We start from the raw sequence: 26,528 nt of genomic DNA, 5'->3' as shown, positions 1-26,528 counted from the left end.
GCTCGTAGGGCACATCGCAACCTCTGATCATACCAGCAATTTCGACGATTGTGGCGAGGGGTGCCGCAGGCCCACGCGTTGGTCCTCGCCGCGATTACGAATATGCCCGCACGCCGCTGCAGCGGATGCCGATGGAGCGCTCTACGGGTAAGCCCGTATAGCGAGCGCGCGTTCAAACGGCGACGAGCGTCGGGTCGGTTGCCGGATCTCGCGCGGTTGCGCGCGGGGCCGCCGCGTCGGCAGCTGGTCCTGCCCCGGGGCCCTTGCGGAGCCGCTCATGTCCGATCCCCTTTCCCCCGAACAGGTCGCGGCGCTCGACGCGTATTGGCGCGCGGCGAACTATCTCTCGGTCGGGCAGATCTACTTGCGCGGCAATCCGTTGCTCGAACAGCCGCTCAGCCTCGCCGACATCAAGCCGCGCTTGCTCGGCCATTGGGGCACGACGCCTGGCCTCAATTTCATCTACGCGCACCTCAACCGGCTGATCGTCGCGAACGATCTCGACATGATCTATATCATCGGACCGGGGCATGGCGGCCCCGGACTGGTCGCCAATGCCTATCTCGAAGGCTCCTACACCGAGCATTATCCCGCGATCGAGCGCAGCCGCAGCGGCATGGAGCGGCTGTTCCGCCAATTCTCCTGGCCGGGCGGGATCCCCAGCCATGTCTCGCCCGAATGCCCGGGGTCGATCCACGAAGGCGGCGAGCTCGGTTATTCGCTCGCGCATGCGTATGGCGCGGCGTTCGACAATCCCGACCTGATCGTCACCTGCGTCGTCGGCGATGGCGAGGCCGAGACCGGGCCGCTCGCGGCGAGCTGGCACAGCAACAAGTTCCTCAACCCCGCGCGCGACGGCGCGGTGCTGCCGATCCTCCACCTCAACGGCTTCAAGATCGCCAATCCGACGATCCTCGCGCGGATCGGCAAGAGCGAACTGACCGAGCTGCTCCACGGCTATGGCCACGAACCGTATTTCGTCGAAGGCGACGACCCCGCGTTGCTCCACCAGCAGATGGCTGCGACGCTCGACACGGTGCTGCGTGCGATCAAGACGATCCAGGCCGATGCGCGCGAGGCCCCCGCCACTTCCCGCGGACGCCCGCGCTGGCCGATGATCGTGCTGCGGACACCCAAGGGCTGGACCGGCCCCAAGATCGTCGATGGTTTGCCCGTCGAAGGCACATGGCGGGCGCATCAAGTCCCGATCGCCAATTTCAAGAAGCCCGAGCATATCGACCAACTCGACGCCTGGATGCGCAGCTATCGCCCGGCCGAGCTGTTCGACGCGAACGGCAAGATCGCCGAGGCGATCTCGGCGGTCGCCCCGACCGGGCATCGCCGGATGAGCTCGAACCCGCACGCCAATGGCGGCGCGCTGCTCCAGCCGCTGTCGCTGCCCGACTTCCGCGACTTCGCGATCGCGCTCACCGCTCCCGGCGGGGTCGAGGCCGAAGCGACGCGCGTGCTCGGCCAGTATCTGCGCGAGGTGATGCGGCTCAATCTCGACAGCCGGAACTTCCGCCTGTTCGGGCCCGACGAAACCGCCTCGAACCGGCTCGACGCGGTCTATGACGTGTCGGGCAAGGCGTGGATGGCCGATGTCGAACCGGTCGACGTCAATCTGAGCCCGAGCGGGCGCGTGATGGAAGTGCTGAGCGAGCATCTCTGCCAGGGTTGGCTCGAGGGGTATCTCCTCACCGGTCGGCACGGCTTCTTCTCGTGCTACGAGGCCTTTGCCCACATCGTCGATTCGATGCTCAACCAGCATGCCAAATGGCTTAAGGTCAGCCGCAAGATCGCGTGGCGGCGCCCGATCGCCTCGCTCAACTATCTGCTCACCTCGCACGTCTGGCGGCAGGACCATAATGGCCTGTCGCACCAGGACCCGGGCTTTATCGACCAGGTCGCCAACAAGACCTCCGATATCGCGCGCATCTACCTCCCGCCCGACGCCAATTGCCTGCTGTCGGTGGCGGATCACTGCCTGCGCAGCCGCGACTATGTGAATTTGATCGTCGCGGGCAAGCAGCCAGAGTGGCAATGGCTCGGTATCGACGAGGCGGTGCGGCATTGCACCGCGGGTGCGGGAATCTGGCACTGGGCAGGCGTGCAGGACGACGCGCCCGATGTCGTGATGGCGTGCGCGGGCGACGTGCCGACGCTCGAGGCGCTGGCGGCGGTGATGCTGCTGCGCGAGCAAGTCCCCGACATACGCATCCGCTTCGTCAACGTCGTCGACCTGATGGTGCTCGAGCCGAGCGATCAGCATCCGCACGGACTCGACGATCACGCCTTCGATGCGCTGTTCACCACCGACACGCCGGTGATCTTCGCGTTTCACGGCTTTCCGGCGACGATCCACACGCTGACCTATCGCCGCACCAACCATCACAACATCCACGTCCGCGGCTTCAAGCAGGAGGGCACGACGACGACGCCGTTCGACATGGTCGTGCTCAACGATCTCGACCGCTATCGCCTCGCGCTCGACGCGATCGAGCGGATCCCCAGGCTGAAGGCGCAAGTGCCTTCGGCGCGCGACCGCTATTGGGCGGCGATCGAACGCCACAAGCTCTACATCGCCGAACATGGCGAGGATCTGCCCGAGATCCTGGACTGGCGCTGGTCGGCATGACTGCTGCCGGCGGAAGCGCGGGCACGGTGATCCTGACCTTAAATGGCGGATCGTCGTCGCTCAAGTTCGGGCTGTTCGATGTCGCCGAAGGCAAGGCCGAGCCGCTGCTGACGGGCGAGATCGAGACCGAGGGCGGCGGCGCAGTTCGGCTGCATGCAGCTTCCGCCACCGGACGCTTCCATATCGACCATTCGCTCGGCGAGGCCGCGCCAGGATCGTGGATCGGCCACGTCGTCGATGTGCTCGAACGCTCGGACCTTCCAGCACCGGCGGCGATCGGGCATCGCCTCGTGCACGGTGGGCCGCGCTTGCTCGCGCCGGTGCTGATCGACGATGCGGTGCTCGATCAGCTTGAAAGCGTCCGCAGCTTCGCGCCAGTCCATATCCCCGCCGCGCTGGCGACGATCCGTGCCGCGCAAGGACATTTCCCGGGTTGCCCGCAGATCGCCTGTTTCGACACCAGTTTTCACACGACGATGCCGGCGGTGGCGAGCACACTCCCGCTCCCCAAGGCACTGCGCGATCGGGGAGTGTGGCGCTACGGCTTCCACGGCCTCTCGTGTGAATCGATCGTTCGGCACCTCGGGCCGGCTTTGCCCGAGCGGCTGATCATCGCGCATCTCGGCAATGGCGCGAGCGTCACCGCGGTGCGCGCCGGCCGCTCGATCGACACCAGCATGGGGCTGACGCCGACTGGCGGGCTGATCATGGGGCGGCGCACCGGCGACCTCGATCCCGGCATCCTGCTGCATTTGCTGCGCGACTGCGGCTACACGCCCGCGACGCTCGCCACGCTGGTCGACCGCGAGAGCGGAATGCTCGGCATATCGGGGATCGACAGTGACTTGCGCAGGCTCAACGCCGCCGCGCCGACCGAGCCGGACGCCGCGCTTGCGATCGCGATGTTCGGGCACTCGCTCGCCAAGATGCTCGCGGCGATGGCGTGTTCGCTCGGTGGGGTCGACATGATCGTCTTCACTGGCGGTATCGGCGAGCATGATTGCGGGGTGCGAGCGACCGCCGCGACGGCGCTCGCCTGGATGGGAGTCGCGCTCGATCCCGCCCGCAATGCCGCTGGCGCCGAGACGATCAGCGGCAATTCCTCGCGCGTCGTGCTCCGCGTGCTCGCCGCGCAGGAAGACGCGCAGATCGCGCTGCACAGTGCCGACCTGCTCGGCGCGAGCAACCGCTCACTCCGCGACGACGAGCCCGTCTAGCGCGCGGACGATCGCGCGCGCCTGGCCGCGGACTTCCTCGAGGTGGCGCCGCGCCCAGCCCGGCTCCATGTCGTGGGTGATATGGCCGAAATGCACGTGCCGCGACGGCGCCATCGCAAAGGCGTGTTCGATATAATGGTCGAACGCCTGGGTGAGCGCGCGCAACTGGCCCATCTCGTCGAGCCATATCTCCTTCAGGCCCGAGGTCGTGAAACTGAGCAATTGCTTGCCCGCCAGCACGCCTTTGGCGGTACCCTCGTAGACCGCGTCGGGCAGCACCCCGCTGCCGAGCACACGCTCGACATAGCCCTTGAGCATCGCCGGTGGCCCACCGAACCAGATCGGATAGACGAGGACGAAGACGTCGCTGTCCTTGAGCACCGCGAGCTCTTCGGCGACGTCTGCAAACTGGCGCTCGCCTGGCCCCGGGCGCTCGGCCGATTTCAGCACGGGATGGAACCCCATCGCATAGAGATCGCGGACGATCACCTCATGGCCTTGCTCGCGCACCGTCGCGCTATACGCTGCGGCCATCGCTGCGTTAAAGCTGTCCTGCTCGGGATGGCAGAGGATGACGACGTGCCGCGGTGGCTTGGAACGAGTGTCAGGCATGCGAGATCTCCTTGTAAACGCGATACCCTGCGGTGCCGGACCGCGCGCTACGGGATTCTACGGAGGACCGCGCGGATGCGTTCAGTGGCTCAGCACCAACGGCAGTTTGCAAATGCCCAGCATCCGCTTGGTCACCCCGCCGAACGTCTCGAGCAGACGACCGTGGGTGTAGCCGCCCATCAGGATGTAATCGGCGTTGAAGCGTGCGGCTTCGGCCTCGATCAAACGGTCGGGGGCGGTTAGTCCGTCGTCGATCGTCCGGATGGTCGCGTGGATGCCATGACGCGAAAGATATTCCGCCGCCTCGGTCGGCTCGGTGCGCTCGCCGCCATCGCGCGCCATGAAGATCTCGACCGCGTCGGCAAGCGCCAGCAGCGGCACGCACGCCCGCAGCGTCGCGGCTGCCGATCCCTGACCATCCCAGGCGATCAGCACGCGCGCGAGCGCGAGCCGCGTCAGCGTGTCGGGCACCGCAACGATCGGCGTGCGCGCTTGCATCAGCACGCGGCTCGCGACGTCTCGCATGTCGGGATCGCGTTCATCGGTGAGCTTGCGGCTCAGGACGATCAGGTCGGCGAGTTTCGCCACGTCGAGCACCGAGTCGGCGAGCGGCCCAGTCGCGTCGGTCCAATCCCAGCGTACATCCTCGCGGGCGAGCCGCGCGACGATTTCGGTCTTGTTTTCGGATTCGCGAGTCCGTTCGTCCTCGAGCAGGCCGACCGCGGCGATGCCATAATAATCACCGTTGAGCGTTGCCGGAACCACGACGTCGACGCACGACAAATGGCCGTCGAGCGCACGGGTCAGATCGAGCGCAGCCTGGATCCGCGATTCCTGCCCGGTATCATCGTGCACGAGCAATAGAACATTCTTCATCGCCGCCTCCCTTGATGGTGATGCGACGCTATGCGGCGGCGGCACCCGCCGATATCGGGAAACCTACGGATACGCGCGGCGGACCGCCCGGCAGCGCCCACCCTGGCACGTCGAGCGATACGACTTGGTCGCAGAACGCGGCGAACGCCGGCCGGTGGCTGACCAGCAACAGCCCTTGCCGCGTTCTCGTCAGGCGGGCGGCGAGGCGCGCTATAACCATTTCCTCGGTCGCGGCGTCGAGCCCTTCGCTCGGCTCGTCGAGCACCAGCCACGACGCCGGGCGGAGATAGGCCCGCGCGAGCGCAAGCCTCCGCCGTTCGCCGCCCGACAGCCGCGCACCGTTCTCGCCGATCCAGCTGTCGAGCCCCTGCGGCAAACCGTGTACCCGCATGTCGAGCGCGGCATCGTGAAGCGCCTGCCAGAGCGCCGCCTCGTTGGCCTGCGCACAGCCTAGCAGCAGATTGTCGCGGACGGTTCCCGACAGTAAAGCCGCGTCCTGCGGGACCCAGCCGAAGATCTCGCGGCGGAGGTCGCTCGCGATATCGACGAGGTCGCGATCGTCGAACCAGACCTGTCCGCGCTCGGCGGGGCGGAGGCCGAGCAGCGTTTCGACCAAGCGTGTCTTGCCGGCTCCCGAACGTCCGGCAAGCTGGACTCGTGCGCCGGGAAGCAGCGGGCCATCGGCAAGCGCAAAGGTAATCGATGGCCACGCGACCGCCAGTTGGCGTGTCGGTGATAGCGATCCGCCGTCGAGCAGTGCGCCCAGCCGCGCCTCCGCCTCGCGGACTGCGCCGCGCTGCGCCAGGCTTCGCACCAACGGTGCGGCGCCATCGATCGTCATCGCCGCGGCGAGCGCGGCGAGCGCCGTCACTGCCGCACCATTCCCCCGCGCAAGCACGACCACCGCACCCGCAGCGACCGCGATTGCCGCTGCCTGCGCCAGTTCGAACCAGCCCAGCACCGCAGCTTGCGTTTCGACGGCGTCCCCGAGCGTCTCGCTCCGTTCGGCAATTCGCGCCGCGGCCCAGCCTTCGAGGGCGTAACAGCGGAGCTCGGCAGCGGCGGCAGCCTGTGCGGCGAGCTCGTCCTTCAACGCCCCGGTCGCGCGTTGCACCGCCCGCCCCGGGGCCTCCAGTGCGGTCGCGAGCCGATCTGCGACGAGGAGCAGCGTGCCGAGGCACGCGAGTGTCGCCGCCGCCGCCGCCCACCCGCCCAGGACCGTCAGGCCCGCCCCTGCAACCGCCGCCGCAGCCATTCCCCACGGCGCCGACGCCATTGCAAAGCGCGTCTCGATCACGCCGACGTCCTGGACGATCCGTGCCGTCGCCTCGCCCGTCGAGAAGGACAGCGCGCGCGCAACCGGTGCCGCCGCGATTGCACGGAAGAGCGCCGGGCGGATCCGCGCAAGCGCGCCGAACGCCGCCTCGTGGCTGGCGAGACGCTCGCCATAACGGGCACCGGTCCGCACGATCGCCAGCAAACGGATCCCTGCGCTCGGCAGCATATAGTTGAACCCCTGCGCGACGACCGGCCCGGCGAGCCCGGCGATCGCCGCGGCGGTAAGGAACCATCCCGAAAGCCCGAGCAACAGCACGGAAGCCGCCGCGACCAGCGCGGCATAGCCCGCCGCGCGCACCAGCATCGGGCGCTGGCGGATGCGCTGTTCGCCTAGCAACGCGTCAAGCGCGGTCACGCGTGCAGCTCCAGCGAGACCGTCCGGTCGGCGATCGCCGCGAGCGCGGCGCTGTGCGTCGCTATGATCACGGTGCGTCCGCAGCACGCCGTGCGGATCGTTTCGATCAGCGCCGCTTCGGCGACCGGATCGAGATGCGCGGTCGGTTCGTCGAGCAACAGCACCGTGCTCGGCTTGAGCAGCGCGCGCGCGAGCGCGATGCGCCGGATCTCGCCGCCCGACAATCCGCCGCCACGCGCGTCGATCGGCGCGTCGAGCCCGCGCACCGCAAGCATCGGCCCGAGCCCCGCGCGCCGCGCTGCATGCTCGATCTCGCGCGCCGTCGCGGCCGGTTAGGCGAGCGCAATATTCGCACGCAGCGTTCCCGTGATGATCAACGGCGTCTGCCCGACCCAGGCGGAGGCCGGCGCCAGCGTAACACCCTCACCAAGCGCGATACCGTCGACCGTCACGCGTCCCGCGCCCAGCGGCGCCAGCCCGAGGAGGAGATGCAGCAGACTGCTCTTGCCGCTCCCCGACGGGCCGAGCACTGCGACGATCGTCCCCGGCGCGATATCGAGCGAGAAATCGCGGATCGCCGGTGTATCGGTTCCGGCATAAGCGATCGCCACATCCGTGAGCGTGATCCGTGGCGCGGTTTCGGGCGCGCGCTGGGCGACCGGCGCGGTCGAGGGGGCGAACAGCGCATCGGGGAAGCGCTCGACCGCGGTCTGTGCGGCTTGCTTGTCATGATAGGCGGCGGCGAGCCGGCGCATCGGCAAATAGAATTCGGGCGCCAGCGCCAACACGAAGAACGCCCGCGCCAGATCGAGCTTTTCGGGCACGGGAAACGGCAGCAATCCGAGCACGTTGAACCCGGCATAGACCGCCACCAGCGCCACCGACAGCGCGGCGAAGAATTCGAGCGCGCCAGACGACAGGAACGCGACACGCAGGACGCGCATCGTGCGCCGCGCCACTTCTTCCGAAGCGCGCGCCAGTCGTTCGGCTTCACGCTGTTCCCCGCCGAACGCGAGCAGGATCGGCAAGGCGCGGATGCGATCGGCGAACAGGCCCGAAAGCCGCGACATCGCACCGAACTGCCGCCGCGATTCGTCAGCGGCGGCCCCGCCTGCAAGAATCATCGCAGCAAGGAATGGGATGAGCGTGACGACGAGGATCGCCGCCGCGATCGGACTCGCGAGCGCGGCGGCGGCGATCACCAGGAGCGGCGCCGATCCAGCCGTAGCGCGTGCCGGAAGGAAGCGCGCGACATAGCCATCTGTCGCTTCGACCTCATCGACGCACGTGGCCAGCAGGGTGCCCGTCGTCGCGTGCCCGCCCGGCGCGCGCGCCAACAGATCCGTGACGAGCGCGGCACGGAGCGTTCGCTTGGTCCGCCGCGCCGCGTCCGCGCCGACGCGCGCCGCAAGCAGCGCACATACCCCGCGCGCGCAGCCTGCGCCGACGAGCAGCGCCAACCATGGCAGCATCGCGCTCAGCCCTGCCGGAACGTGCACCACCGCGCCCGCGAGACCGCCAGCGAACCCGATCCCCGCCACCGTATCGCCAAGCAGCAAAACCGTCGGAGGCCAAAGCCGCACCGTGGGAGGAACGATCGACTTGAGCCGCAGCACAACACTGACGGGATCGGGCTGCGTGGGGATCGAGTGCATCGCGATAGCCTAGCGAGCGTCATCGCACCGGCGAATACGCAATACCCCTCACCGCCGTCCGGCATCGGATCCGTATAGACCCGTATAGCGCACCGACGAACGCGTGTGCTTCGATGGGTCAGCAAAGGAGCGAGCCCATGCCAAACCGCACACCCCGCAACGCCGCCCGTTGGCCCAGATCAGGATCGGCAAAGGGAGCCGCAGCGATCGGGCGGGGCTCGCTATGACACACGGCGCGACGCCCGCTGCCGAACAGGCCGCCCTTCGCCATGTCGTCGTGCTCGGTTCTCCGGGCGCCGGCAGCTTCACCACCGCCGTCGCGCAGGCATATTGCGACGAAGTTCGCGCCTGTGGCCAGGAGGCGGAAATCCGCGATCTCTATGCGATGGAATTTAACGCACTGCTCGCCAATTCCGAGCGGCCGACCGCGCCGGACTACCGACAGCCCGCCGATGTCGCGGCCGAACTCGCCGTGCTTGAGACCGCGGCGGTCATCAGCTTCGTCTACCCGCTGTGGGTCGGCATGCCGCCCGCGATCATCAAGGGCTATATCGATCGCGTGCTGGGCGCGGGTTTCGAAGAGCCAGAACGGCGCTCGGGCGACCGGGTATCGACACTGCGCGGCAAACGCTTGCTCAGCTTCAGCGCTTCCGCCTCTACCCGGCCCTGGCTTGAAGAACATGGCCAGTGGACCTCGATCCGGCAGGGCATCGACAGCTATCTCTCGACGGTCTTCGAATTGGTCGATGGCGGACACGTCCATTTCGACTCGATCGTCGAGGGCGTATCGGAGTCCTATGTCCGCCAGTGCCTCGCCGATGTGCGCGAAGTCGCGCGGCGGACGTGCGCCGCTGTCCTGAGCGAACGCCATGCCCGCCAGAACGACGCGCGCCGCTTGCAGCTTTCACACTGAGGAAGCGGCAGAACTCCCCGACAGAACTCGAACGTGGCGGGTCAATCGCGCCAAAAAGCAGCGGGGGCAGGCACGGGATGGCGCCGCCGCCGCATCCGGCCTAGGCTGCTGCGCGGCGGACGGAGTCGAAAAGGTGGCTGAACAGAGACTTGTCCATATCATCGACGATGAGGAAGCGATCCGCAGGTCGGCAAGCTTCATGCTCAAGACGTCGGGCTTCGCGGTCGAGACCTGGGCGTCGGGCGTCGATTTCCTCCGGGAGGCGAAGCACGCGGCGATGGGCTGCGTACTGCTCGATGTCCGCATGCCCGAGATGGACGGGCTTGCAGTGCAACAGGCCATGATCGAACGCGGCATTGCGATGCCGGTCGTCGTGCTGACCGGGCACGGCGATGTCTCGATCGCAGTGCGAGCAATGAAGGCCGGCGCGATCGATTTCATCGAGAAGCCCTTCGCCAAGGCGCTGTTGCTCGACTCGCTCGCCGTGGCGTTCGAGCGGATCGATCGTTCCGAAGCCGATGCCGTGCGCGCGGCCGACGCTGCGATCGCGATCGGCGCACTGACGGCGCGTGAACGCGAGGTCCTTGAGGGCCTGGCGAGAGGGCTGCCCAACAAGACGATCGCCTACGACTTCGGCATCTCGCCGCGCACCGTCGAAGTCCACCGCGCCAACATCATGTCCAAGCTGCACGCGCGCAGTTTGTCCGAAGCGCTGCGGATCGCCTTTGCCGCGGGGTTGGGCAGCTCGCGCGGTTGAGTACCCGGACCGCCGGTCCGATCCGACGCTCCAGACGCGATCGTACCTGCCACGACGCCCGCCGCGAGCAGCACGAGCACGACCGGCGAAACCGTTGCCATCGCCTCATAGGCGCGCACCCCCGAGCGCGGCGGTAGCCGTGCGGCGGACATGTCGCGCAAAAGCAAGCCGATCGGCTTGCGATCCAAGACGTCGATATCGCGCGAAGGCGCCGGGCGACACGGCGTGCGCGGTGCCGTATGGGAATTCCTCGTCAACGGGAAATCACCGGATCGCCGAACCTCAAAAGCCGCGCAAGGAGCGCAATCCCCGCGATAAGGGCGATCCGGGCGTGAGGACCCTGCGATCAAGACGGGGTTGCGACGCAGGCGGGATCGCGGGGTCAGGCGGTCGCCGGGGTTTGGCACCGACCACCGCGAGCTGGCCGCATGCGGGGTTGCGGCCGCATGCCTTCAGCCGCATTGTCGCCACACGCCAACGGCATAGGCCGCGGCAAGCAGAAATTGAGCCGTGGACACCGTGTTGCGTTTTTCTCCTATCGTCGGTCTTCTCGGTCTGTTGCTGGCGGCGCCCGCCGTCGAGGCGGCGTCCTCCTCGTTCGACCTTGTCGGCCCCCGACTGGACGTCAGCGTGGTGCGCGACGGCGTTACGCTCCCGCTCGAGCGCGTGCCCAACCTCGCCGAAGGCGATCACATCTCGGTCAAGCTCGCCCCCCTTGCGGGGCATGACGAACATTATCGGCTGATCGCGGTGTTCCTGCGCGGCGCGGTCGATCGCCCCGGTAAGGACTGGTTCCGCGAGGCCGAGAGTTGGCGGGAGAAGAACGCCAGCCTGTCGCTCGTCGTCCCCAAGGACGCACAGCAGATGGCGCTGTTCATCGTTCCCGAGCGTGGCGGCGGCGCAAACGCGGTGATCAGCGCGGTCCGCAAACAGCCCGGTGCGTTCGTCCGCGCGGCGCAAGAGCTGAACCAGGCCTCGCTCGACCGCGCACGGCTCGACACCTTCCTCCTCGAGATGCAGCGTGCCGAGCGCAAGAACCCCGAGAGCCTTGCCGCCGTCTCGCCGGTCCTGACGCGCAGCCTTGCGGTCAAGCTCAAGGCCGAATGCCTCGCGCAGCCGACCGAAGTCCAATCGGCGTGCCTCACGGGCGACCGCGAGACGCTGTTGCTCGCCGACACGCACAGTTCGGCGCTCGCCGACACGCTCGCCGGCGCGCCGACCGACCTCGCTTTCCAGCTGAGCGCGACACCGCAAGCCGGATACGGCTCGTACAGCTCGTATATCGGCGTGGTGCGCGACCTGTTCCGGATGTTCGGCGCGTTCCAGTCGACGCAGCTCCAGTTCATTCCGGCGCTCGCGCAGCAGCGTAACGGCACTGTGACGGTATTGCTCAACACGCCGGTCTCGTTCGCCAAGCCGACCTCGGTGATAGTCGTCGCGCTCCCGGCGATCGAAGCGCCCAAGCCGCCGCCGCTGCGCCAGCCACTGCCGGCGACGATGCTGTGCGCCGCACCAGGGGTCATATTGCCAGTCGAAGGCGCACCGCTGGTCTATGCCACGGGCTATGCGCACGACATGGTATTACGGCTCAAGCGGCTTGACGGGACGCAAGCCGAGATGCCGGTCCGCGCCGATCCAAGCCTTGGCGGCTTCGTCGCGACGGGCGACATTCCGTTCGGGCCGTTCGGCCCGGTGATCTCGGCGCAACTGCACGGTGCCTGGGGCTTTTCGTCGTTCGATGGCCCGAGCTACGTCCTGACCAAGCCGGGCGACGGGACGTGGAAGGCAACCGATCGCACCGCGCTGGTCGTCGGCCGCTCGAACGAACTGCAACTGTCCGGCGGCAGCGCAGGGTGCGTCACCAAGATCGGGCTGCGGCGCGGCGATGGTGCGGTCGAGCCGCTCAGCTGGAAGCAATCGGCCACGCACGGGATCGTCGCGACCGTCCCGCTCGAGCAATCCGAACCCGGCACGGTCTCGATCGTGATCGAGGAAAAGGGCGTCGCAACGCCGACCGAACTCCCGCTGCGCGCGCTGCAACAGGCCGGAAGCGTCGATGAACTGAGCTTCCACGCGGGCGACGACCAGGCCACACTGACCGGCACGCGGCTCGACCAAGTGATCGGAGTGACGCTCGGCACCCTCGCCTTCCAGCCGGGCGCGCTGACTCGCGTCGGCAAGCAGGATCGCGTCGCGTTGCAGGCCGCCAATCCGGCCAGCGCAATGGCGCTCGCTGCGGGCACGACGCTTCCCGCCGACATCAGCTATGTCGGCGGACGCCACAAATCGCTGAGCGTGACGATCGCACCGCACCGCGTCTCGGCAACGCTGCTCCGCGTTACGGCGCGGGCGCCGGTGCGTGATGGCGCCTTGCCGATCACCCTGCCCGGCACCGCGGTCTTTGCGCAGGACGCGCGACTGACCTTTGCCTTCCACCTCAACGACGCCCCCCCGCTTTCGGGGCGCGAAAGCATCGAGATCGGGACGGTCGACGGGCGTACGAGCACGATGGTCGCGGCGGGCAAGGGCTATGATCTGCAGGACGCCAAGACGGGGATCGTCTCGATCAACCCGGCCGAAGCGCTCGGGCCCACGGCCTATGGCGCCCTGCGCTTCCGCATCGCAAGCGACGGCGCAGGGTCATCGTGGACGCCGCTCGCCACGGTCGTGCGACTCCCCGAAATCCACACGATCAGCTGCGCGGCGCGGAAGGTCTGCAAGCTGTCGGGCAACCGCTTCTTCCTGATCGAAGCGGTCGGGACGAACGCCGAGATGCAGCCGAGCCAAGCGATCCCCGACGGTTTCGTCGCGACCGAAATCACCACGCGCGCCAGCGCCGAAGGGCGGATCTACCTGCGGCTGCGCGATGCCCCCGAAGCCACCGCAACGGTAGCCGCGCCCTAACGATCCGGCGGTTGAAAAGGGTGTGGTTACCCCGCGACTGGCGCTTCGGGGGCAGGTCCGGTCCAGCCGCCTGCCGTTGCCACGTATAGCCGCGCCACGTTGAGGAACTGGCGCGTCTGCGCCAGCACCAGGCCATTGCGGGCACGCTGATACAGGCGCTCGGTCTCGAGCACTTGGAGGATGCCCGAATTGCCGACCTGATAGCTGCGTTGCGACAGATGGCGCGATCGTTCGGCGACCGCGACCGACTCGCGCTGGTTGACCACCGAACGCGCGTCGCTCTGGATCGCCGAGAGCAGATCGGCGACTTGGCCGAATGCAGTCAGCACGGTCTGCTGATAGGTCGCCTCGCTCGCCTTGGCGCGGTTGATCGCCGCCGCGCGCTGCGCCTTGAGCGTCCCGCCATGGAAGATTGGCGCGGTCACGCCGGCGAAGATGTCGTACCCCCGGAACGCGTTCTTGACGAGGTCGCCGATCCCCGGTGCGCCCTGCGTCAGCGTCGCGCCGAGCGTGATGTCGGGATAGAGCCGCGCGGTCGCAACGCCGACCCCGGCGGCGGCGGCATGCAGATCGGCTTCGGCCTGGAGGATATCGGGCCGACGATGCACGAGCTCGGACGGCAGCGCGACCGGGATTGCGGTGGGCAAGGTCAGCTTGGCGATGTCGAACTCGGTCTCGCCGAGCTCCGACGGCGCGATGCCGACCAGCGTCGCGAGCAAGTGCCGCGCTTCGGCCAATTGCTGCTCGAGCTGCGGGATGTCGCCGCGATCGGCGGTGTATTGGCTTTGCGCGTTGAGCACCTCGACCAGCGTACCCTCGCCGCCCTTCCGCCGCTTCTGCGTCAGATCGACGTTGCGCAGATCCTCGGCGAGCAAGGCATTGGCGGTCGCGACCTGCGCACGGATCGCGGCGACGGTGAGCACCTGGTTGACCACCTGCCCGGCGATCGAGAGATGCGCCGCCTCGGTCTGGCGTTGCTGCGCCTCGACCTGCGCGGCGCTTTGCTCGACCTGACGGCGCAGCCCGCCAAACAGATCGAGATCGTAGCTGATCCCGCCGCCGACCGAATAGAGATGGAATTCGGGATTGCCGCCGGGCGCGAGCGGATTGTTGCCCGAAAAGCCGAAGCCCGCGAGATTGACCTGCTGCTGATCGACGCGCGCATTTGCGTCGATCTGCGGCAGACGGCGACCCGCGACGGCGCGCAGCTGGTCGAGCGCCGCGGCAAGCGTCGCATTGCTCGCCGCCAAACTGCGATTGTTGGCGATCGCACGGTCGACCAGCGCATCCATTTCGGGCGATCCGAACGCCGTCCACCAGCGCTGCGCCGGCCCCGCGCCGAGCGTCACCGCAGGCGCACCGCGCACCGCGACGCGTTGCTCGCTCGGTGGCTGGTAGCCGGTCACCCCCGGCGTCTGCGGGCGCGCGAAGTCGGGGCCGACGGTGCAGCCGGCGAGCGCGGTCGCGGCGAGGAGGATCGGGAGAAAGCGCATTGGCATCAGTCCATATGGATCGTTGGGCCGTCGGCCGCGCCCTTGCGCGGGCCGCGCATCAGCAGGAGCAGCGGAATCACCGCGAGCGTCAGCACGAACAGCAGCCAGAAGGCGTCGATATAGGAGACCATCGACGCCTGCCGGGTGACTTGGGCATTGAGCGCCGCGACCGCGCTTGGGAGATTGAAGTCGAAGCCTTGCGCCAGCGCGGGATTATCGGGCCGGACGCCTTCGGTCAGTCGCGAATGCACCGCCGCGGCATTTCGGATGGTCAGCGCCTGAAGCACCGAAATGCCGACCGCCGAGCCGATATTGCGCGTCAGCGTGAACATCGCCGCGCCCTCGTTGCGGTATTTGACGTCGAGCGTCGCGAACGCGATCGTCGTCAGCGGCACGAAGACGAGCCCGGTGCCGAGCCCCTGGATGAAGCCCGAGACGATCACCAGCCGCTCGCTCATCTGCAGCGAAAAGCCCGCCATGATGTAGAGCGAGACCGCCGCCAGCGCGAAGCCGACGAAGATCAGCAGCCGAGCATCGACGCGTTTGATGATCCGCCCGACGATGATCATCGAGATCAACGTGCCGATCCCGCGCGGCGCGGTGACGAGCCCGGTCAGCACCACCGGATAGCCCATCAGCGTCTCGAGCATCGTCGGCAGCAAAGCGAGCACGCCGAACAGCACGGTGCCGAGAAAGAAGCCGAAGATCGAGCCGGTCAGGAAATTGCGATCCTTGAACATCCCGATGTCGATGAACGGTTTTTTTGCGGTCAGCGTGTGCACGACGAAGAGATAGCCGAAGAACAGAGCGAGCCCTCCCTCGATGCAGATTTCGAGCGAGCTGAACCAGTCCTTGGTCTGCCCGCGATCGAGCATCAGCTGGAACGCGCCGATCGCGAGCGCGAGCATCGCAAAGCCGAACACGTCGAGCCGCGGGCGCGCGGCGTCCTTGGTCTCGGTGAGAAAGCCCGACAGACCGACAAAGGCGAGGATGCCGATCGGCAGATTGATGTAGAACACCCAACGCCAGGTGAGATTGTCGGTCAGCCAGCCGCCAAGCGCGGGGCCGATGATCGGCCCGAGAATCGCGCCCATGCCCCACACCGCCATCGCCGGGCCGTGGCGCTCGGGTGGATTGATGTCGAGCAGGATCGCTTGGCTCATCGGGACCAGCGCTGCGCCGAACACGCCCTGCAGCAAGCGGAAGCCGACGAGTTCGCCGAGGCTGTTGGCCAACCCGCACAAGCCCGACACGACAGTGAAACCAACGATCGACCACAGCATCAACCGCTTGCGGCCGAAGCGCCCGGCGAGCCAGCCGGTGAGTGGCGTCATGATCGCGGCTGCGACGATATAGGAGGTCAGGACCCAGGTGATCTCCTCGCTCGATGCCGAGACGCTGCCCTGGATATGCGGCAGCGCGACGTTGGCGATCGTGCTGTCGAGCGAGTTCATCACGGTCGCCGCCATCACCGAGGCGGTGATCAGATTGCGGATGGCGGGGGCCGGATAGGCGCTCGTCATCGCACCGGGGTCGCGGCGCCGAACAGATGGCGCTGATAGCCGGTATCGACCGTGACCTCGACGCTCAGCCCGGCATGGAGCGGGATATCGCGCGGCACTTGGTCGATGCTGAACTCGATCGGCAGGCGCTGGACCACCTTGACCCAGTTCCCCGTCGCGTTCTCGGGCGGGAGCAGCGCGAAGCTGTTGCCGGTGCCGGGGCTGAAGCTCGCGACGCGGCCAGTCAGCTTGAGGTCGGGAAAGGCATCGATCTTGAAGGTCGCGCGCTGGCCGACGCGCATATGGTCGAGCTGGTTTTCCTTGAAATTGCCCTCGACCCACAGCCGCGTCCCCGCCAGCGTGAACACCGGCTTCGCCGCCGAAACATAGCTGCCAAGCTGGAGCTGATCGACCTTGGTGACGATGCCGTCCTGCGCGGCGCGGACCACGGTATAGCCGAGGTTGAGCCGCGCGCGTTCGAGCGCGGCCTGTGCTCGCTGGACCGCCGGTTGCCGCTCGGTCGGCGCGGAGACGCTGCCGGTCAGTGTCGCGGCAACGCCGGCATTCTGCTCGACCGAGGTCGCGATCTGCTGGCGCGCGGTCTGCGCGGCGAGCACCGCCTGGTCGTATTGCGCTTGCGACGAGATGCCCTCGGCGAGCAGCGCCTTCTGGCGCGCCGCCTCGCGCTGCGCGTAAACGAGCTTGTCGCGGCCGGCCTGCAGCGTCGCTTCGCCTTCGCGATAGCTCGCGCGGACCGAGGCGACCTGGGTGCGCGCACTGGCCAGTTCGGCGGCGGCTTCGTCGACGGCCGCCTGATACGGGGCCGGGTCGATCCGGAACAGGACGTCGCCCGCCTTGACGCGCTGGTTGTTGTGGACCGCGATCGCGACGACGGGGCCGCTGACATTCGCGCTGACTGAGACAAGCCCGGACTGGAGATAGCCATTGTCGGTCGCTTCGTAGCGGCCGCCGCTCAGATAGAAATACACGATGGCCAGCACCGCGACGATCGGCGCCAGCAGCAGCAAGGGCGTCCGCAAGCGACGCCGGGCGCGGGGCTGGCGGTCGGCGGATTCCACTACGGGAGCAGGCGCGACGATCGGGGTCGAGTCTTCCACCGTGGAATAGTCGGCCGAACGACCTGGTGAATCTTCCAAACTCATAGACTTTGCTCTCGAAAAGCAGTCGGTCCGCAGACGAAAATCGGACTCGGATAGCGCGTGCAACCGCAGTCGCGCCTTGCCGCTTCCGCCGATACCACGCAAGCAGATAATATGCATGCTTATGTTTTGAAAGAGGCTAATGCGATTTGGCGACGAGGCTCCAGCGCGGATGCGCGGTGGAACGCGGCGCGGCGACCCTACTGCGCGCGTAAGAAGGCGGTTTTGAACATGCGGAGACCCCGACCGCCTCGCAATGATCGCTCTTCCAGATGACCTTCAGGCGCTAACGGCAAAGGCCATCACCCTCCGCGCAGCAGGGCCGGCACCCGCCGCCTTGAGAGAGCGGCTTGCGCCGCCCCCCGGGCGGCGCACGTGATCAGGCCGGATCGTCGAGCGAGAACAGATCGCCGTCATCGTCGAACGCGAACAGTTCGGCGTAGCGACCCCATTCGGTCACGGTGCGCAGCGTGGTCGCGGCGAAATCGGGCGACATATGGTCCTCGAGCTCGTCGCGGAAGCGCCGCGCCGGCGCTTGGTGGCTTGGCCGCTCGTCGAGCACGACGCGGATGTGGCGCGCCAGCCGGACATGCGTTTCGAGCGTGCGGCGGAAATTGGCCTTGCGCTGGTCGACATCCTCCTGCGCGAACGCCGCGCCGCGCTTGGTGAGCACTGCGTCGCCATCGTCGATATCGACGAACTGCAACATCTGCAGCGTCTCGACGATCGGGAACAGATCGTCGATCTCGAGCTGGAGCGTGTCGGCGAGCGTGGCGAGCGGAGCGCGGCCCTCGAACGGCGCGGCCTCGATCTCCTCGATCAGGCCCGCCAGGCTGTTGATCGACACGTCGGGCAACGGCCGGTCGAGCCCGTGCTCGGGCTGCGTCCCATGGATCGCCACCGGCACCGCGGCACGCTGCGTCATCCGCGCGTAGATCTGTTCGACCAGCTCGCGGAAGTCGGGATCGAGCCGGTCGCGCGGCTGCGGCAGATCGACGGTGAACTCGGCCGCGATCCGACCCGGGTTGGACGACAGCACGAGAATCCGGTCGCACATCAGCACGGCTTCCTCGATATTGTGCGTGACGATCAGCACCGAGGCGATGCCGAGCTTCCCCTCGCCCCACAGGTCTAGCAGATCGGTGCGCAGCGTCTCGGCGGTCAGCACGTCGAGTGCCGAGAAGGGTTCGTCCATCAGCAACAGCGACGGTTCGACGACGAGCGCGCGCGCCAGGCCCACACGCTGGCGCATCCCGCCCGACAGTTCCTTGGGAAAGGCGTTCTCGAACCCGTCGAGCCCGATCAGATCGATCGCGGCGAGCGCGCGGGTGCGGCGTTCCACGGTCGGCACGCGCTGCGCCTCGAGGCCGAGCTCGACATTCTGCAGCACCGTCAGCCACGGGAACAACGCGAACGACTGGAACACCATCGAGACCGAGCGCGGCGCGCCCTCGGCATCGGGCACGAAACGAAGCTCGCCGCTCGAAGGGCGGACGAGACCAGCGATCGAGCGCAGCAGCGTCGACTTGCCCGATCCCGAGCGGCCGAGCAGCCCGACGATCTCGCCCTCGCGCACGGCGAGCGCGACGTCTTCGAGGATCGGCGGGCCGCCCTGCTCGCCGCCATAACTATGGCTGACATGCTCGAGCGTGACGACGGGGCGGGCGGTGTGCGGGATCATGATAAGGTCCTCAAGACAGACGCAGGCGGCGTTCGGACAGGCGATAGAGCGGGCGGAACAGCAAGCGATTGATCGCGATGACGAACACCGACATCACCATAATGCCGAGCAGCACCCGCGCGCCGTCGCCCGCGGTGGTCGCATCGGCGATATAGCTGCCGAGCCCTTGCGCGCGCAGCCGCGTGCTGCCCCAGGACACGGCTTCGGCGACGATGCTCGCGTTCCACGATCCGCCCGAGGCGGTCAGCGCGCCGGTGACGTAATAGGGGAAGATCCCCGGCAGGATCAGCCGCCGCCACCACTGCCAGCCGCGCACCCCGAACATCTGCGCCGCTTCGCGCATGTCGCTCGGGATCGCGCTGGCGCCTGCAATGACGTTGAACAGGATGTACCATTGCGTCCCGAGCACCATCAGCGGCGACAGCCAGACATCGGGATCGGCATGAAAATGGACGATCGCGACGACCGCGATCGGGAACAGCACGTTGGCCGGGAACGCCGCGAGAAATTGCGCAACGGGCTGGATCCGCGAGGTCCAGCGCGGCCGCAGCCCGACCCACACGCCGATCGGCACCCACACGATGCTCGCCAGGATGATCAGCACGATCACGCGAAGCAGCGTGATCAGCCCGAAGCGCAACGCCGCCAGCGCATCGGCAAGCGACAGCGTCTGGTGCAGGAAGTCGATCGCATAGCCCGTCGCGGCGAGCGCGGTGAGCGCGACCACCGCCGCCCAAAGCCGCATCCCGCGCGCTGCCGGTGCGACCGCCCTGGCGGCGAAGTGCCGCTGCTGTGCGATCGGGCGGCGCGCGGGTTCGAGCAGATGGACCATCTGCCCGACCGCGCGCAGCGGCGCAGTGAACGCCGGAAGCAACCGCGCGCGCCGGAACAGGTCGAACAGCCACGATTTCGGCGGGGCGACGCTCGCGGTTTGCTCGACGCGAAAGCGATCGGCCCAGGCGATCACCGGGCGGAAGACGAGCTGGTCGTAGAGCAGGATGACGACCGCCATTGCGCCGACCGCGAGCGCGACCGCGCTGAGATTGCGCTGCTCGATCGCGATCGCCAGCCACGACCCGATCCCCGGCAGCATGATCTGCGTATGCCCGACGCTGATCGCCTCCGACGCGACGACGAAGAACCAGCCCCCCGACATCGACATCATCGCGTTCCACACGAGGCCTGGTGCGGCAAACGGCAGTTCGAGCCGTATCAGTTTGCGCAGCGGCGAAAGGCCGAAACCGCGCGCGACCTCGTCGAGATCGGCGGGCACTTGCCGCAGCGACTGGTACAGGCTGAACGCCATGTTCCACGCCTGGCTGGTGAAGATCGCAAAGATCGCCGCGCACTCGACCCCGACCCGGCTGCCCGGAAACAGCCCCATGAAGGCGGTGACGGTAAAGGTCATGAACCCTAGGACCGGCACCGACTGGAGGATGTCGAGCGCGGGGATGATGACGAGTTCGGCCCGCCGGCTCTTGGCGGCGGCGGTCGCCGCGACCAGCGTGAAGACGAACGATGCCGCCAGCGCCGCGAACAACCGTAGCGTCGTCAGCAACGCGTAGCGCGGCAGTTGCCACGCATCGAGCACGACCGGCTCGAGCCGAAGCTGCGCGAGCGGCTCCGTCGCGTCACGGACCCCCGCCGCGATCGCCACCCCGGCCGCAGCAAGGATCGCGAACAAGGCGGCATCGGGCCAGCCGAACCGCACTTTCAGGCGCCGCGGCGAGAAGCCGAGAAATCCGGGCGTTTGCATGTCAGAACGCTCCATGCAGGCGTAAGGCGGCGATGTTCGCCGGTCCGCGATCGCGATTGTAGCCGGGGTTGGCGATATGCTGCGCGTCGAGCGTAGCATCGACGCCGGGCAGGAGATGCACATCGTAATAGAGCTCGGCAATCTGCTCGCTCCCCGCATCCGGCAGCCGCGCATCGCCGACGAGCACGCCGATTCCGCCCGCCGCGAGATAGCGCTGATGCTCGGCCGAGATGCCGTTGACGATGAGCGCGAGCCCGACCCGGTCGGTCGACCGCCCCCAGCCCTTGCCCGCCAGCACCGCGCCGACTTGCGCGGTGCGATCGATATCGGTGAAGTCGTACGGCTCGATGCCGCCATCCGACCAGCCGAGACGGCCGAAAATCCCGAGCGTGTCCGACAGCTCCTGCTCGGCATTGGCATAGGCGCCCACCCGCGTCCGCCGACCGCGCACCAGCGCCGTATCGGCCGGGGCAGCGCTTGCCGCGCCGAGCGCCAGCGCGTCGTCGAACCGGCCGAACTGCCCGCGATTGCGGAACATGCCGAGCCGGATCGATCCTGCACGGGGCCCGAAGCTGTGACGATGTTCGACTTCGCCATCGAGCTGATACTGGCCGAAACCGCGCTCGAGCGTCTCGCCATTGGGCACGCGCGACAGGTTGAACGCACCAACGCGGATGGTCCAACGCCCGCGATAGGCCTCCAGCGCCGCCCCGGTCGAATAGCCCCAGGCGTCGGCGGCGTAATCGAAGCTGCCCGCATCGACCACCGACCAGTTGAGGAAGTCGGCGCGCGGGTCGTGCGCGTAGCGGTTCGTATCGAACACGTCGCCGACGCCGATCTTGCCGACGGTGAGAACCAGCCGATCGATCGGCCGCGCTCCGCCCAGCTGGTTGGACGACGCCAGCACGGCCTCGCGCTCGCTGCCGAGAGCGATCGTCTGGCGGAAGAGCACGCGCTGTAGGCGGAAATAGGGTGCGGACTTGCCGACCTTGTACGCTTCCGCACTCGGAAAACCCGCCGCGCCGAGCGTGTTCGACAAGCCGAAGCCCTGATCGATCTCGGGGTTGGCCCAAACCTCCGCCCCCTGCCAAGGCGCCACGCCGAGATACGCGGTGACGTCGGCAGTTTCCTGGACCTGACGCGGCGTCAGGCTGTTGGGGCCAGAGTAAGGCGAGGCGAAGCCCCCTACCCCCTGGACAACGAACGTCGCCTGGCCGTGCAGCGCAAAGGTCTGCGGATCGCCCGTCCGCGCGGCACTGGTCTGCGCCGCGACGGGACCGGGGGTGAGCAGCAGCGCGCTTCCGAGGGCCGCGATCGGCAAATACGGGACCGCGACGCCTTTGGGCATGCGCGACCGAAACAGCGCGTCAGCGACGCGCACGGGGGGATATGGTGCGCGCTTGGGCGCGAAACATGGTCATCAGCGAAATCCTCGGGTCTCTGGGTTCGAGCCCGCCGGATATCGCCTCATGCCGGCATGATACCGCCCATGACGACCCGGCCGGGCCCAGGATTCCGGCAATCGGCAGCGCAGAAGCCGAGGCTTCTACTGTCGCCGTCGCCGGACAAGGGGCTAGATCGGGGCATTGGGATCCTTTGGAATAGAGGCATCAAAGTCGTACCGAATCGGACGGGCGATTGCGATATCGCGCGGCGCCTAGCAGCTTGCCGTGCCCTCGCACAGTGTTTGTGCGGCAGTGCGGTACGATGCCGTGCCGAGGCTCAATCGGCCGCCACCGGCCCCAGCATCTCGGCCATCGCCCGCGCGACATTCTCGAGCGTGTACGGCTTTTGCACGACCATGCGGTCGCGATGGTTGGCCGGCAACTTGGCCTGTTCGCCATACCCCGTCGCGAACAGGAACGGTACGCCAAGTACCAGCAGGCGATCGGCGATTGCAAAGCTGTTGCGATCGCCAAGGTGGATGTCGAGCATCGCAATCGCGGGCCGATTCTGCTCGATCGCATCGAGCGCGCCGTCGACCGTGGCCGCGGTCGTAACGGTTTCGGCGCCGAGCCGCGTTACGATGTCCTCGGCATCGAGCGCGATGATCAAGCTGTCCTCGACCAAGAGGACGTCGCGCCCCTTCAGCATGCGATCGGGCACCACCGCGGGCAGCCCCGGCGCGGGCCCTGCATACCGAACCGGCGGCGCAAGACCGGGCGGCGCTTCGGAGACGTGTCGCGCGGGAATGCGGAAGCGCGCCTCGACCCCCGCGGGCCGATAGTCGACCTCTGCCGTCCCGCCGATGTCGTATGGCACCGAGCGATGGATGATCGTCGTCCCGAATCCTTTGCGCGTCGGCTTGGCGACGGTCGGGCCGCCGGTTTCACGCCAGGTAAAGTGCAGGTCCTGCGCCGCGTCGCGCTGCCAGCTGATCGCGACACGACCTTCGGTCACGGACAGGCTGCCATATTTGGTCGAGTTGGTGACGAGTTCGTGCAGCACCAACGCCATCGTCGAATAGGCCTGGGGATTGAGCAGCACCGGCGCGCCGTCCGAAATGATCTTGTCGCCATCGGCAAGAAAGGCCGCGGCCTCGGCGTCGATCAGCGCCTGCATCGGCGCCGGGCCCCAATGGTCATCGGTGATCTGGTTGTGCGCGCGCGCCAGCGCATGGATCCGCCCGTCGACCACCTTGACGAAATCCTGAACGACATTCTCGGTGGGCTGCGACTGGCGGATCAGCCCGCGGATTACGCCGAGCACGTTGCGCACGCGGTGGTTGAGCTCGGCGATCAGCAGCTCCTGTCGCGCGCTGGCGTGCTGCCGCTCGGTCGAGGCTTCGTCGGCCATGCGCAGCACGACTTCGATCAACGTCGCGCGCAACGTCTCGGCAACGCGCACCTCGGACGGTGTAAAGGGCTGCGAACGCCCCTGGACGAGCTCCTTCCACTCGGCAAAACTCTCGCGCGGCGACAGGCGTGGCCCATTGACGCCATATTCGACCGGCTTGTCCGGGTTGCCGGCCCAGCGCACCGATCGCACGAGTTCCGAGCGGAACAGCACGACATAGTCGCGCGGCGCACGCGAGATCGGGATCGCCAGCAAGCCGGCGGATTGCGAGACGAACGCCTCGGCACCCGGCAGGATCGAGGCAATATGATCGGTCGCAAAAACCTTCCCCGCAGCCGTGCTGTTGAGGGCGCGAACGATCCGCTGGAATTCCTCGACCGACGGCGTCACCCCGGAAAACGCATGGTTGCCACCGATCCACACGCCGACACCGTCTGCGGCGATAGCGTTGGTCAGGATATCGCCGAGCCAGTCTGGATCCCTCAACAGCGTATCGTCGGAGGCAACCGCGCCGAGCAACTGGTCGGCGATCTCGCGCGCACCGCGCTCGAATTCGACCGTCGCCTGGCGCTCGCGGCTTTCGAGCCGCATCGCGAACATCTGCGCGAACAATTCGCTGACCGAACGCCGCTCGAAGGTCGGGCAACGCGGCGCATAATGGTGGCACGCGAACAGCCCCCAGAGCTTCCCGTCGACCAGGATAGAGATCGACAGCGACGCCTGGACGCCCATGTTCTTGAGGTATTCGATATGGATCGGCGACACCGCGCGCAGCACCGAAAGCGACAGGTCGAGCGGCTGGCCCTGCGTGTCGCGGGCCGGCACGATCGGGACAGTCTGGTGATCGACATCGGCGATAACGCGCAGCAAATTGCGCTTGTAGAGTGCGCGCGCCTGGACCGGGATGTCGCTTGCCGGATAACGCAGCCCGAGGAATTTGCCGATCCCGGCCTTGACCGCCTCCGCCACGACCTCGCCCGAATCGTCGGCGTTGAAGCGATAGACCATCACCCGGTCGAAGCCGATCAGCGCGCGGACCTGGCGTGCGCCTTCGCGGAAGAAGCTCTCCATGTCGGCGCATTGATCGAGCCGTGAGATCATCGAGCTGACGAGGCTGCTCGCATCGCCATATTCCCCCGATGCCGGCTCGGCCTCGATAACGACCTGGCCACCCGAATAATGGATCGCGACATCGAACGCAGTGCCGCCGGGAACGAGCACGAGGTCGAACACTCGCTCGACCGCATCGGCGCCGCGCAGGACCGCGGCACGGTTGCGCAGGTCGTGGATGACCGAGGCAGAGAAGATTTCGGCAAGCGGCAGCCCGATCAGATCTTCCGGAGTATGGCCGATATAGTCGGCGATATTCGCCGACGTGCGCGCGACAAGCCAGTCGGCGGTCAGCGCCAGCAGGAACCCAATCGGCTGAATCGCCCCCAGGATGTGGATCGGTTCGCGATCACAGTTCGTCAGATCGACCGATCGGAAGTCGTCAGCCAAGGTGCCCGGTCTCCACAATTCGTTGTCCGCTGGTTTCAAACAACGCAAACACGTTACGCGCCGCGGCGACCGCGACGGAGCGTTTTAAACCAGTATCGAGCCGCACGTCGAGCATCTGGAGCAAGCTGCGCCACGCGGCCGAATCGACGCCGCCAAGAAAGCGCGTCGGGAAGTCGGCGGGGACCAATCGCCTGAGCATCGTCCCGCCCAGCCGCGACCCCTCGAGCACATAGAGGCCACCAAGCACCGCCGCTTCATCCGAAAAGACGATCGGTCCGGCGGGGTCGGGCACGGGCAGACCGAGCACCGCGAGATCGGCTCGCACCAGATCGCCGCGCTGGCGGATATCCCAATCCGGGACGATCGCGCCCACACCCGCTTCGACAAGGGCTTGCTCGACGGGGATGTGAGCAGCCGCCTGCGCACCGAGAAATGCGCCATAATCGTCGCGGTCATCGAGCCGGATCTGCGAGTATAGGCGATCGACCCGGTCGTGCTGCTCGTGCGTTGCCGCCCGCAACGCGCCTCGCGCGGTGATTTGATGCGTCATCGCGTCATAGTAGTTCGGTTCGACGCAAATGTAACCGCGCGCTATCATAGGCTGGATCAGCAAACGCCGCCCGTGCGCGATGGTGCGAGCGCGCGATCACACGGGTTTGCTCAGATAGCGCGACCCCGCGAGACAGAAGCGCCACGGCGTTGTCGCGCCCTTGCTGATTCCGATCCGCACCCCCTCGACGATGCCGGGAGCGGTCGCAGGCAAGGCGATCGCAAATGGCGGACCATCGAGCGGCGCTCCGTTCAGCTCCGCATCGATCCCGAGCGCCTGTGCCAGCCGCCCCGGCCCGCTGCAGAGCAGTCGGTCGGCGACGTCGCCGCGACGCGCCTGCATGACGTCACGACCGTATAACGGTTCGATCGCGCGGATCAGCACGGCACTCCCCGGCTGCTCCGCCGCGCAAACGAAGTTCAGGCACCAATGCAATCCGTAGATGCGATAGACATAGGCACGCCCGACGGGGCCGAACATCACGGCATTGCGCGGCGTCATTCCGGCGAAACTGTGCGAGGCTGGATCCCCCGCATCATACGCCTCGGTCTCGACGATCCGGCCGCCCGCGCCACCGACTTGCAGTTCGGCGCCGATCAGGCCGCGCGCAACGCACACCGCGTCGCGCGCGAAGAACCCGGCGGCGACTGTCACAGCAGCCTCCCCTCACCGACCCGCACGCCGCGATCGCATCGATCGATGACCATCGGTGGCGGAAGCGGGCAAGTTTGTGGTGGCATCACGGCCCCCGGCTTGTATGGCACGCGACGCGCGGATCAACCCCCGCATGCTACGGAGAGGCTGCCGAATCGCCCGTCGCCGCTG

The 26,528-nt window shown here is 67.4% G+C and carries 17 protein-coding genes and 2 pseudogenes; 5 read left to right on the top strand and 14 right to left on the bottom strand.

Annotation, left to right across the window (positions count from 1 at the left end; genetic code table 11):
* The first annotated feature begins 277 nt into the window (after nt 1-277).
* A complete protein-coding gene (locus ACP7C5_RS06780; RefSeq protein ID WP_426263645.1) occupies nt 278-2,638 on the top strand; it encodes a phosphoketolase family protein in 2,361 nt (786 codons plus the stop codon).
* Nucleotides 2,635-3,855 (top strand): acetate/propionate family kinase, encoded by a 1,221-nt coding sequence (locus tag ACP7C5_RS06775; protein WP_426263644.1) that lies wholly within the window; start codon nt 2,635-2,637, stop codon nt 3,853-3,855. The genes ACP7C5_RS06780 and ACP7C5_RS06775 overlap by 4 nt, the downstream gene beginning before the upstream one ends.
* Here ACP7C5_RS06775 and ACP7C5_RS06770 read toward each other — a convergent pair.
* The 5 genes and pseudogenes from ACP7C5_RS06770 to ACP7C5_RS06750 form a co-directional block, all read right to left on the bottom strand.
* Nucleotides 3,829-4,467: an NAD(P)H-dependent oxidoreductase gene (locus tag ACP7C5_RS06770; protein ID WP_426263643.1), complete on the bottom strand. Its 639-nt coding sequence runs from the start codon at nt 4,465-4,467 to the stop codon at nt 3,829-3,831. The genes ACP7C5_RS06775 and ACP7C5_RS06770 overlap by 27 nt on opposite strands.
* Nucleotides 4,468-4,548: 81 nt before the next feature.
* Nucleotides 4,549-5,343, bottom strand: coding sequence for a universal stress protein (locus tag ACP7C5_RS06765; RefSeq protein WP_426263642.1), 795 nt, complete (start codon nt 5,341-5,343; stop codon nt 4,549-4,551).
* Nucleotides 5,344-5,371: 28 nt separating this feature from the next.
* Entirely contained in the window at nt 5,372-7,036 is a 1,665-nt protein-coding gene (locus tag ACP7C5_RS06760) for an ATP-binding cassette domain-containing protein (protein WP_426263641.1), read from the bottom strand.
* A pseudogene (locus tag ACP7C5_RS06755) lies at nt 7,033-7,791 on the bottom strand (ATP-binding cassette domain-containing protein). Before ACP7C5_RS06755 ends, ACP7C5_RS06760 begins: the two are co-directional and overlap by 4 nt.
* Nucleotides 7,792-7,893: 102 nt before the next feature.
* A pseudogene (locus ACP7C5_RS06750) lies at nt 7,894-8,508 on the bottom strand (ABC transporter transmembrane domain-containing protein); the annotation flags it as partial.
* A 406-nt stretch (nt 8,509-8,914) separates the two neighbouring features.
* Between ACP7C5_RS06750 and ACP7C5_RS06745 the strand changes: the two are divergent.
* The 3 genes from ACP7C5_RS06745 to ACP7C5_RS06735 all read left to right on the top strand — a co-directional run bounded on the left by ACP7C5_RS06745 (nt 8,915) and on the right by ACP7C5_RS06735 (nt 13,265).
* On the top strand, nt 8,915-9,604 hold the full coding sequence (locus ACP7C5_RS06745; protein WP_426263640.1) for an NAD(P)H-dependent oxidoreductase: 690 nt from the start codon (nt 8,915-8,917) through the stop codon (nt 9,602-9,604).
* 133 nt (nt 9,605-9,737) lie between these two features.
* Nucleotides 9,738-10,361 carry a response regulator transcription factor gene (locus ACP7C5_RS06740; RefSeq protein ID WP_426263639.1) on the top strand — a complete coding sequence of 208 codons (624 nt, stop codon included), beginning with the start codon at nt 9,738-9,740 and terminating at the stop codon, nt 10,359-10,361.
* A gap of 519 nt (nt 10,362-10,880) precedes the next feature.
* Nucleotides 10,881-13,265 carry a hypothetical protein gene (locus tag ACP7C5_RS06735; RefSeq protein WP_426263908.1) on the top strand — a complete coding sequence of 795 codons (2,385 nt, stop codon included), beginning with the start codon at nt 10,881-10,883 and terminating at the stop codon, nt 13,263-13,265.
* 26 nt (nt 13,266-13,291) lie between these two features.
* On the opposite strand, the gene ACP7C5_RS06730 is transcribed toward ACP7C5_RS06735, so the two are convergent.
* The 9 genes from ACP7C5_RS06730 to ACP7C5_RS06690 form a co-directional block, all read right to left on the bottom strand.
* Entirely contained in the window at nt 13,292-14,758 is a 1,467-nt protein-coding gene (locus ACP7C5_RS06730) for an efflux transporter outer membrane subunit (protein WP_426263638.1), read from the bottom strand.
* A gap of 5 nt (nt 14,759-14,763) precedes the next feature.
* Nucleotides 14,764-16,281, bottom strand: coding sequence for a DHA2 family efflux MFS transporter permease subunit (locus tag ACP7C5_RS06725; RefSeq protein ID WP_426263637.1), 1,518 nt, complete (start codon nt 16,279-16,281; stop codon nt 14,764-14,766).
* The gene (locus tag ACP7C5_RS06720) at nt 16,278-17,423 is read right to left on the bottom strand and encodes an HlyD family secretion protein (RefSeq protein ID WP_426263636.1); all 1,146 of its coding nucleotides are present in this window, start codon (nt 17,421-17,423) and stop codon (nt 16,278-16,280) included. The genes ACP7C5_RS06725 and ACP7C5_RS06720 overlap by 4 nt, the downstream gene beginning before the upstream one ends.
* A gap of 376 nt (nt 17,424-17,799) precedes the next feature.
* A complete protein-coding gene (locus tag ACP7C5_RS06715) occupies nt 17,800-19,101 on the bottom strand; it encodes a nitrate/sulfonate/bicarbonate ABC transporter ATP-binding protein (protein ID WP_426263635.1) in 1,302 nt (433 codons plus the stop codon).
* A gap of 10 nt (nt 19,102-19,111) precedes the next feature.
* Complete coding sequence (locus ACP7C5_RS06710; RefSeq protein WP_426263634.1) at nt 19,112-20,857, bottom strand: ABC transporter permease; 1,746 nt, start codon at nt 20,855-20,857, stop codon at nt 19,112-19,114.
* Nucleotide 20,858: 1 nt separating this feature from the next.
* On the bottom strand, nt 20,859-22,205 hold the full coding sequence (locus ACP7C5_RS06705) for a carbohydrate porin (RefSeq protein ID WP_426263633.1): 1,347 nt from the start codon (nt 22,203-22,205) through the stop codon (nt 20,859-20,861).
* Nucleotides 22,206-22,579: 374 nt separating this feature from the next.
* On the bottom strand, nt 22,580-25,153 hold the full coding sequence (locus ACP7C5_RS06700; RefSeq protein WP_426263632.1) for an HWE histidine kinase domain-containing protein: 2,574 nt from the start codon (nt 25,151-25,153) through the stop codon (nt 22,580-22,582).
* Nucleotides 25,146-25,703, bottom strand: coding sequence for a biliverdin-producing heme oxygenase (locus tag ACP7C5_RS06695; protein WP_426263631.1), 558 nt, complete (start codon nt 25,701-25,703; stop codon nt 25,146-25,148). The genes ACP7C5_RS06700 and ACP7C5_RS06695 overlap by 8 nt, the downstream gene beginning before the upstream one ends.
* A 96-nt stretch (nt 25,704-25,799) precedes the next feature.
* Nucleotides 25,800-26,357 carry a DNA-3-methyladenine glycosylase gene (locus tag ACP7C5_RS06690; RefSeq protein ID WP_426263630.1) on the bottom strand — a complete coding sequence of 186 codons (558 nt, stop codon included), beginning with the start codon at nt 26,355-26,357 and terminating at the stop codon, nt 25,800-25,802.
* Nucleotides 26,358-26,528 lie beyond the last annotated feature (171 nt).

Source organism: Sphingomonas sp. PWP1-2, from assembly GCF_049898305.1.
In the GTDB taxonomy this organism is placed as follows: Bacteria; Pseudomonadota; Alphaproteobacteria; order Sphingomonadales; family Sphingomonadaceae; genus Sphingomonas; species Sphingomonas glacialis.
Note: the sequence above shows the minus strand (reverse complement) of the source record. Positions and strands in the feature narration are given on the sequence as shown.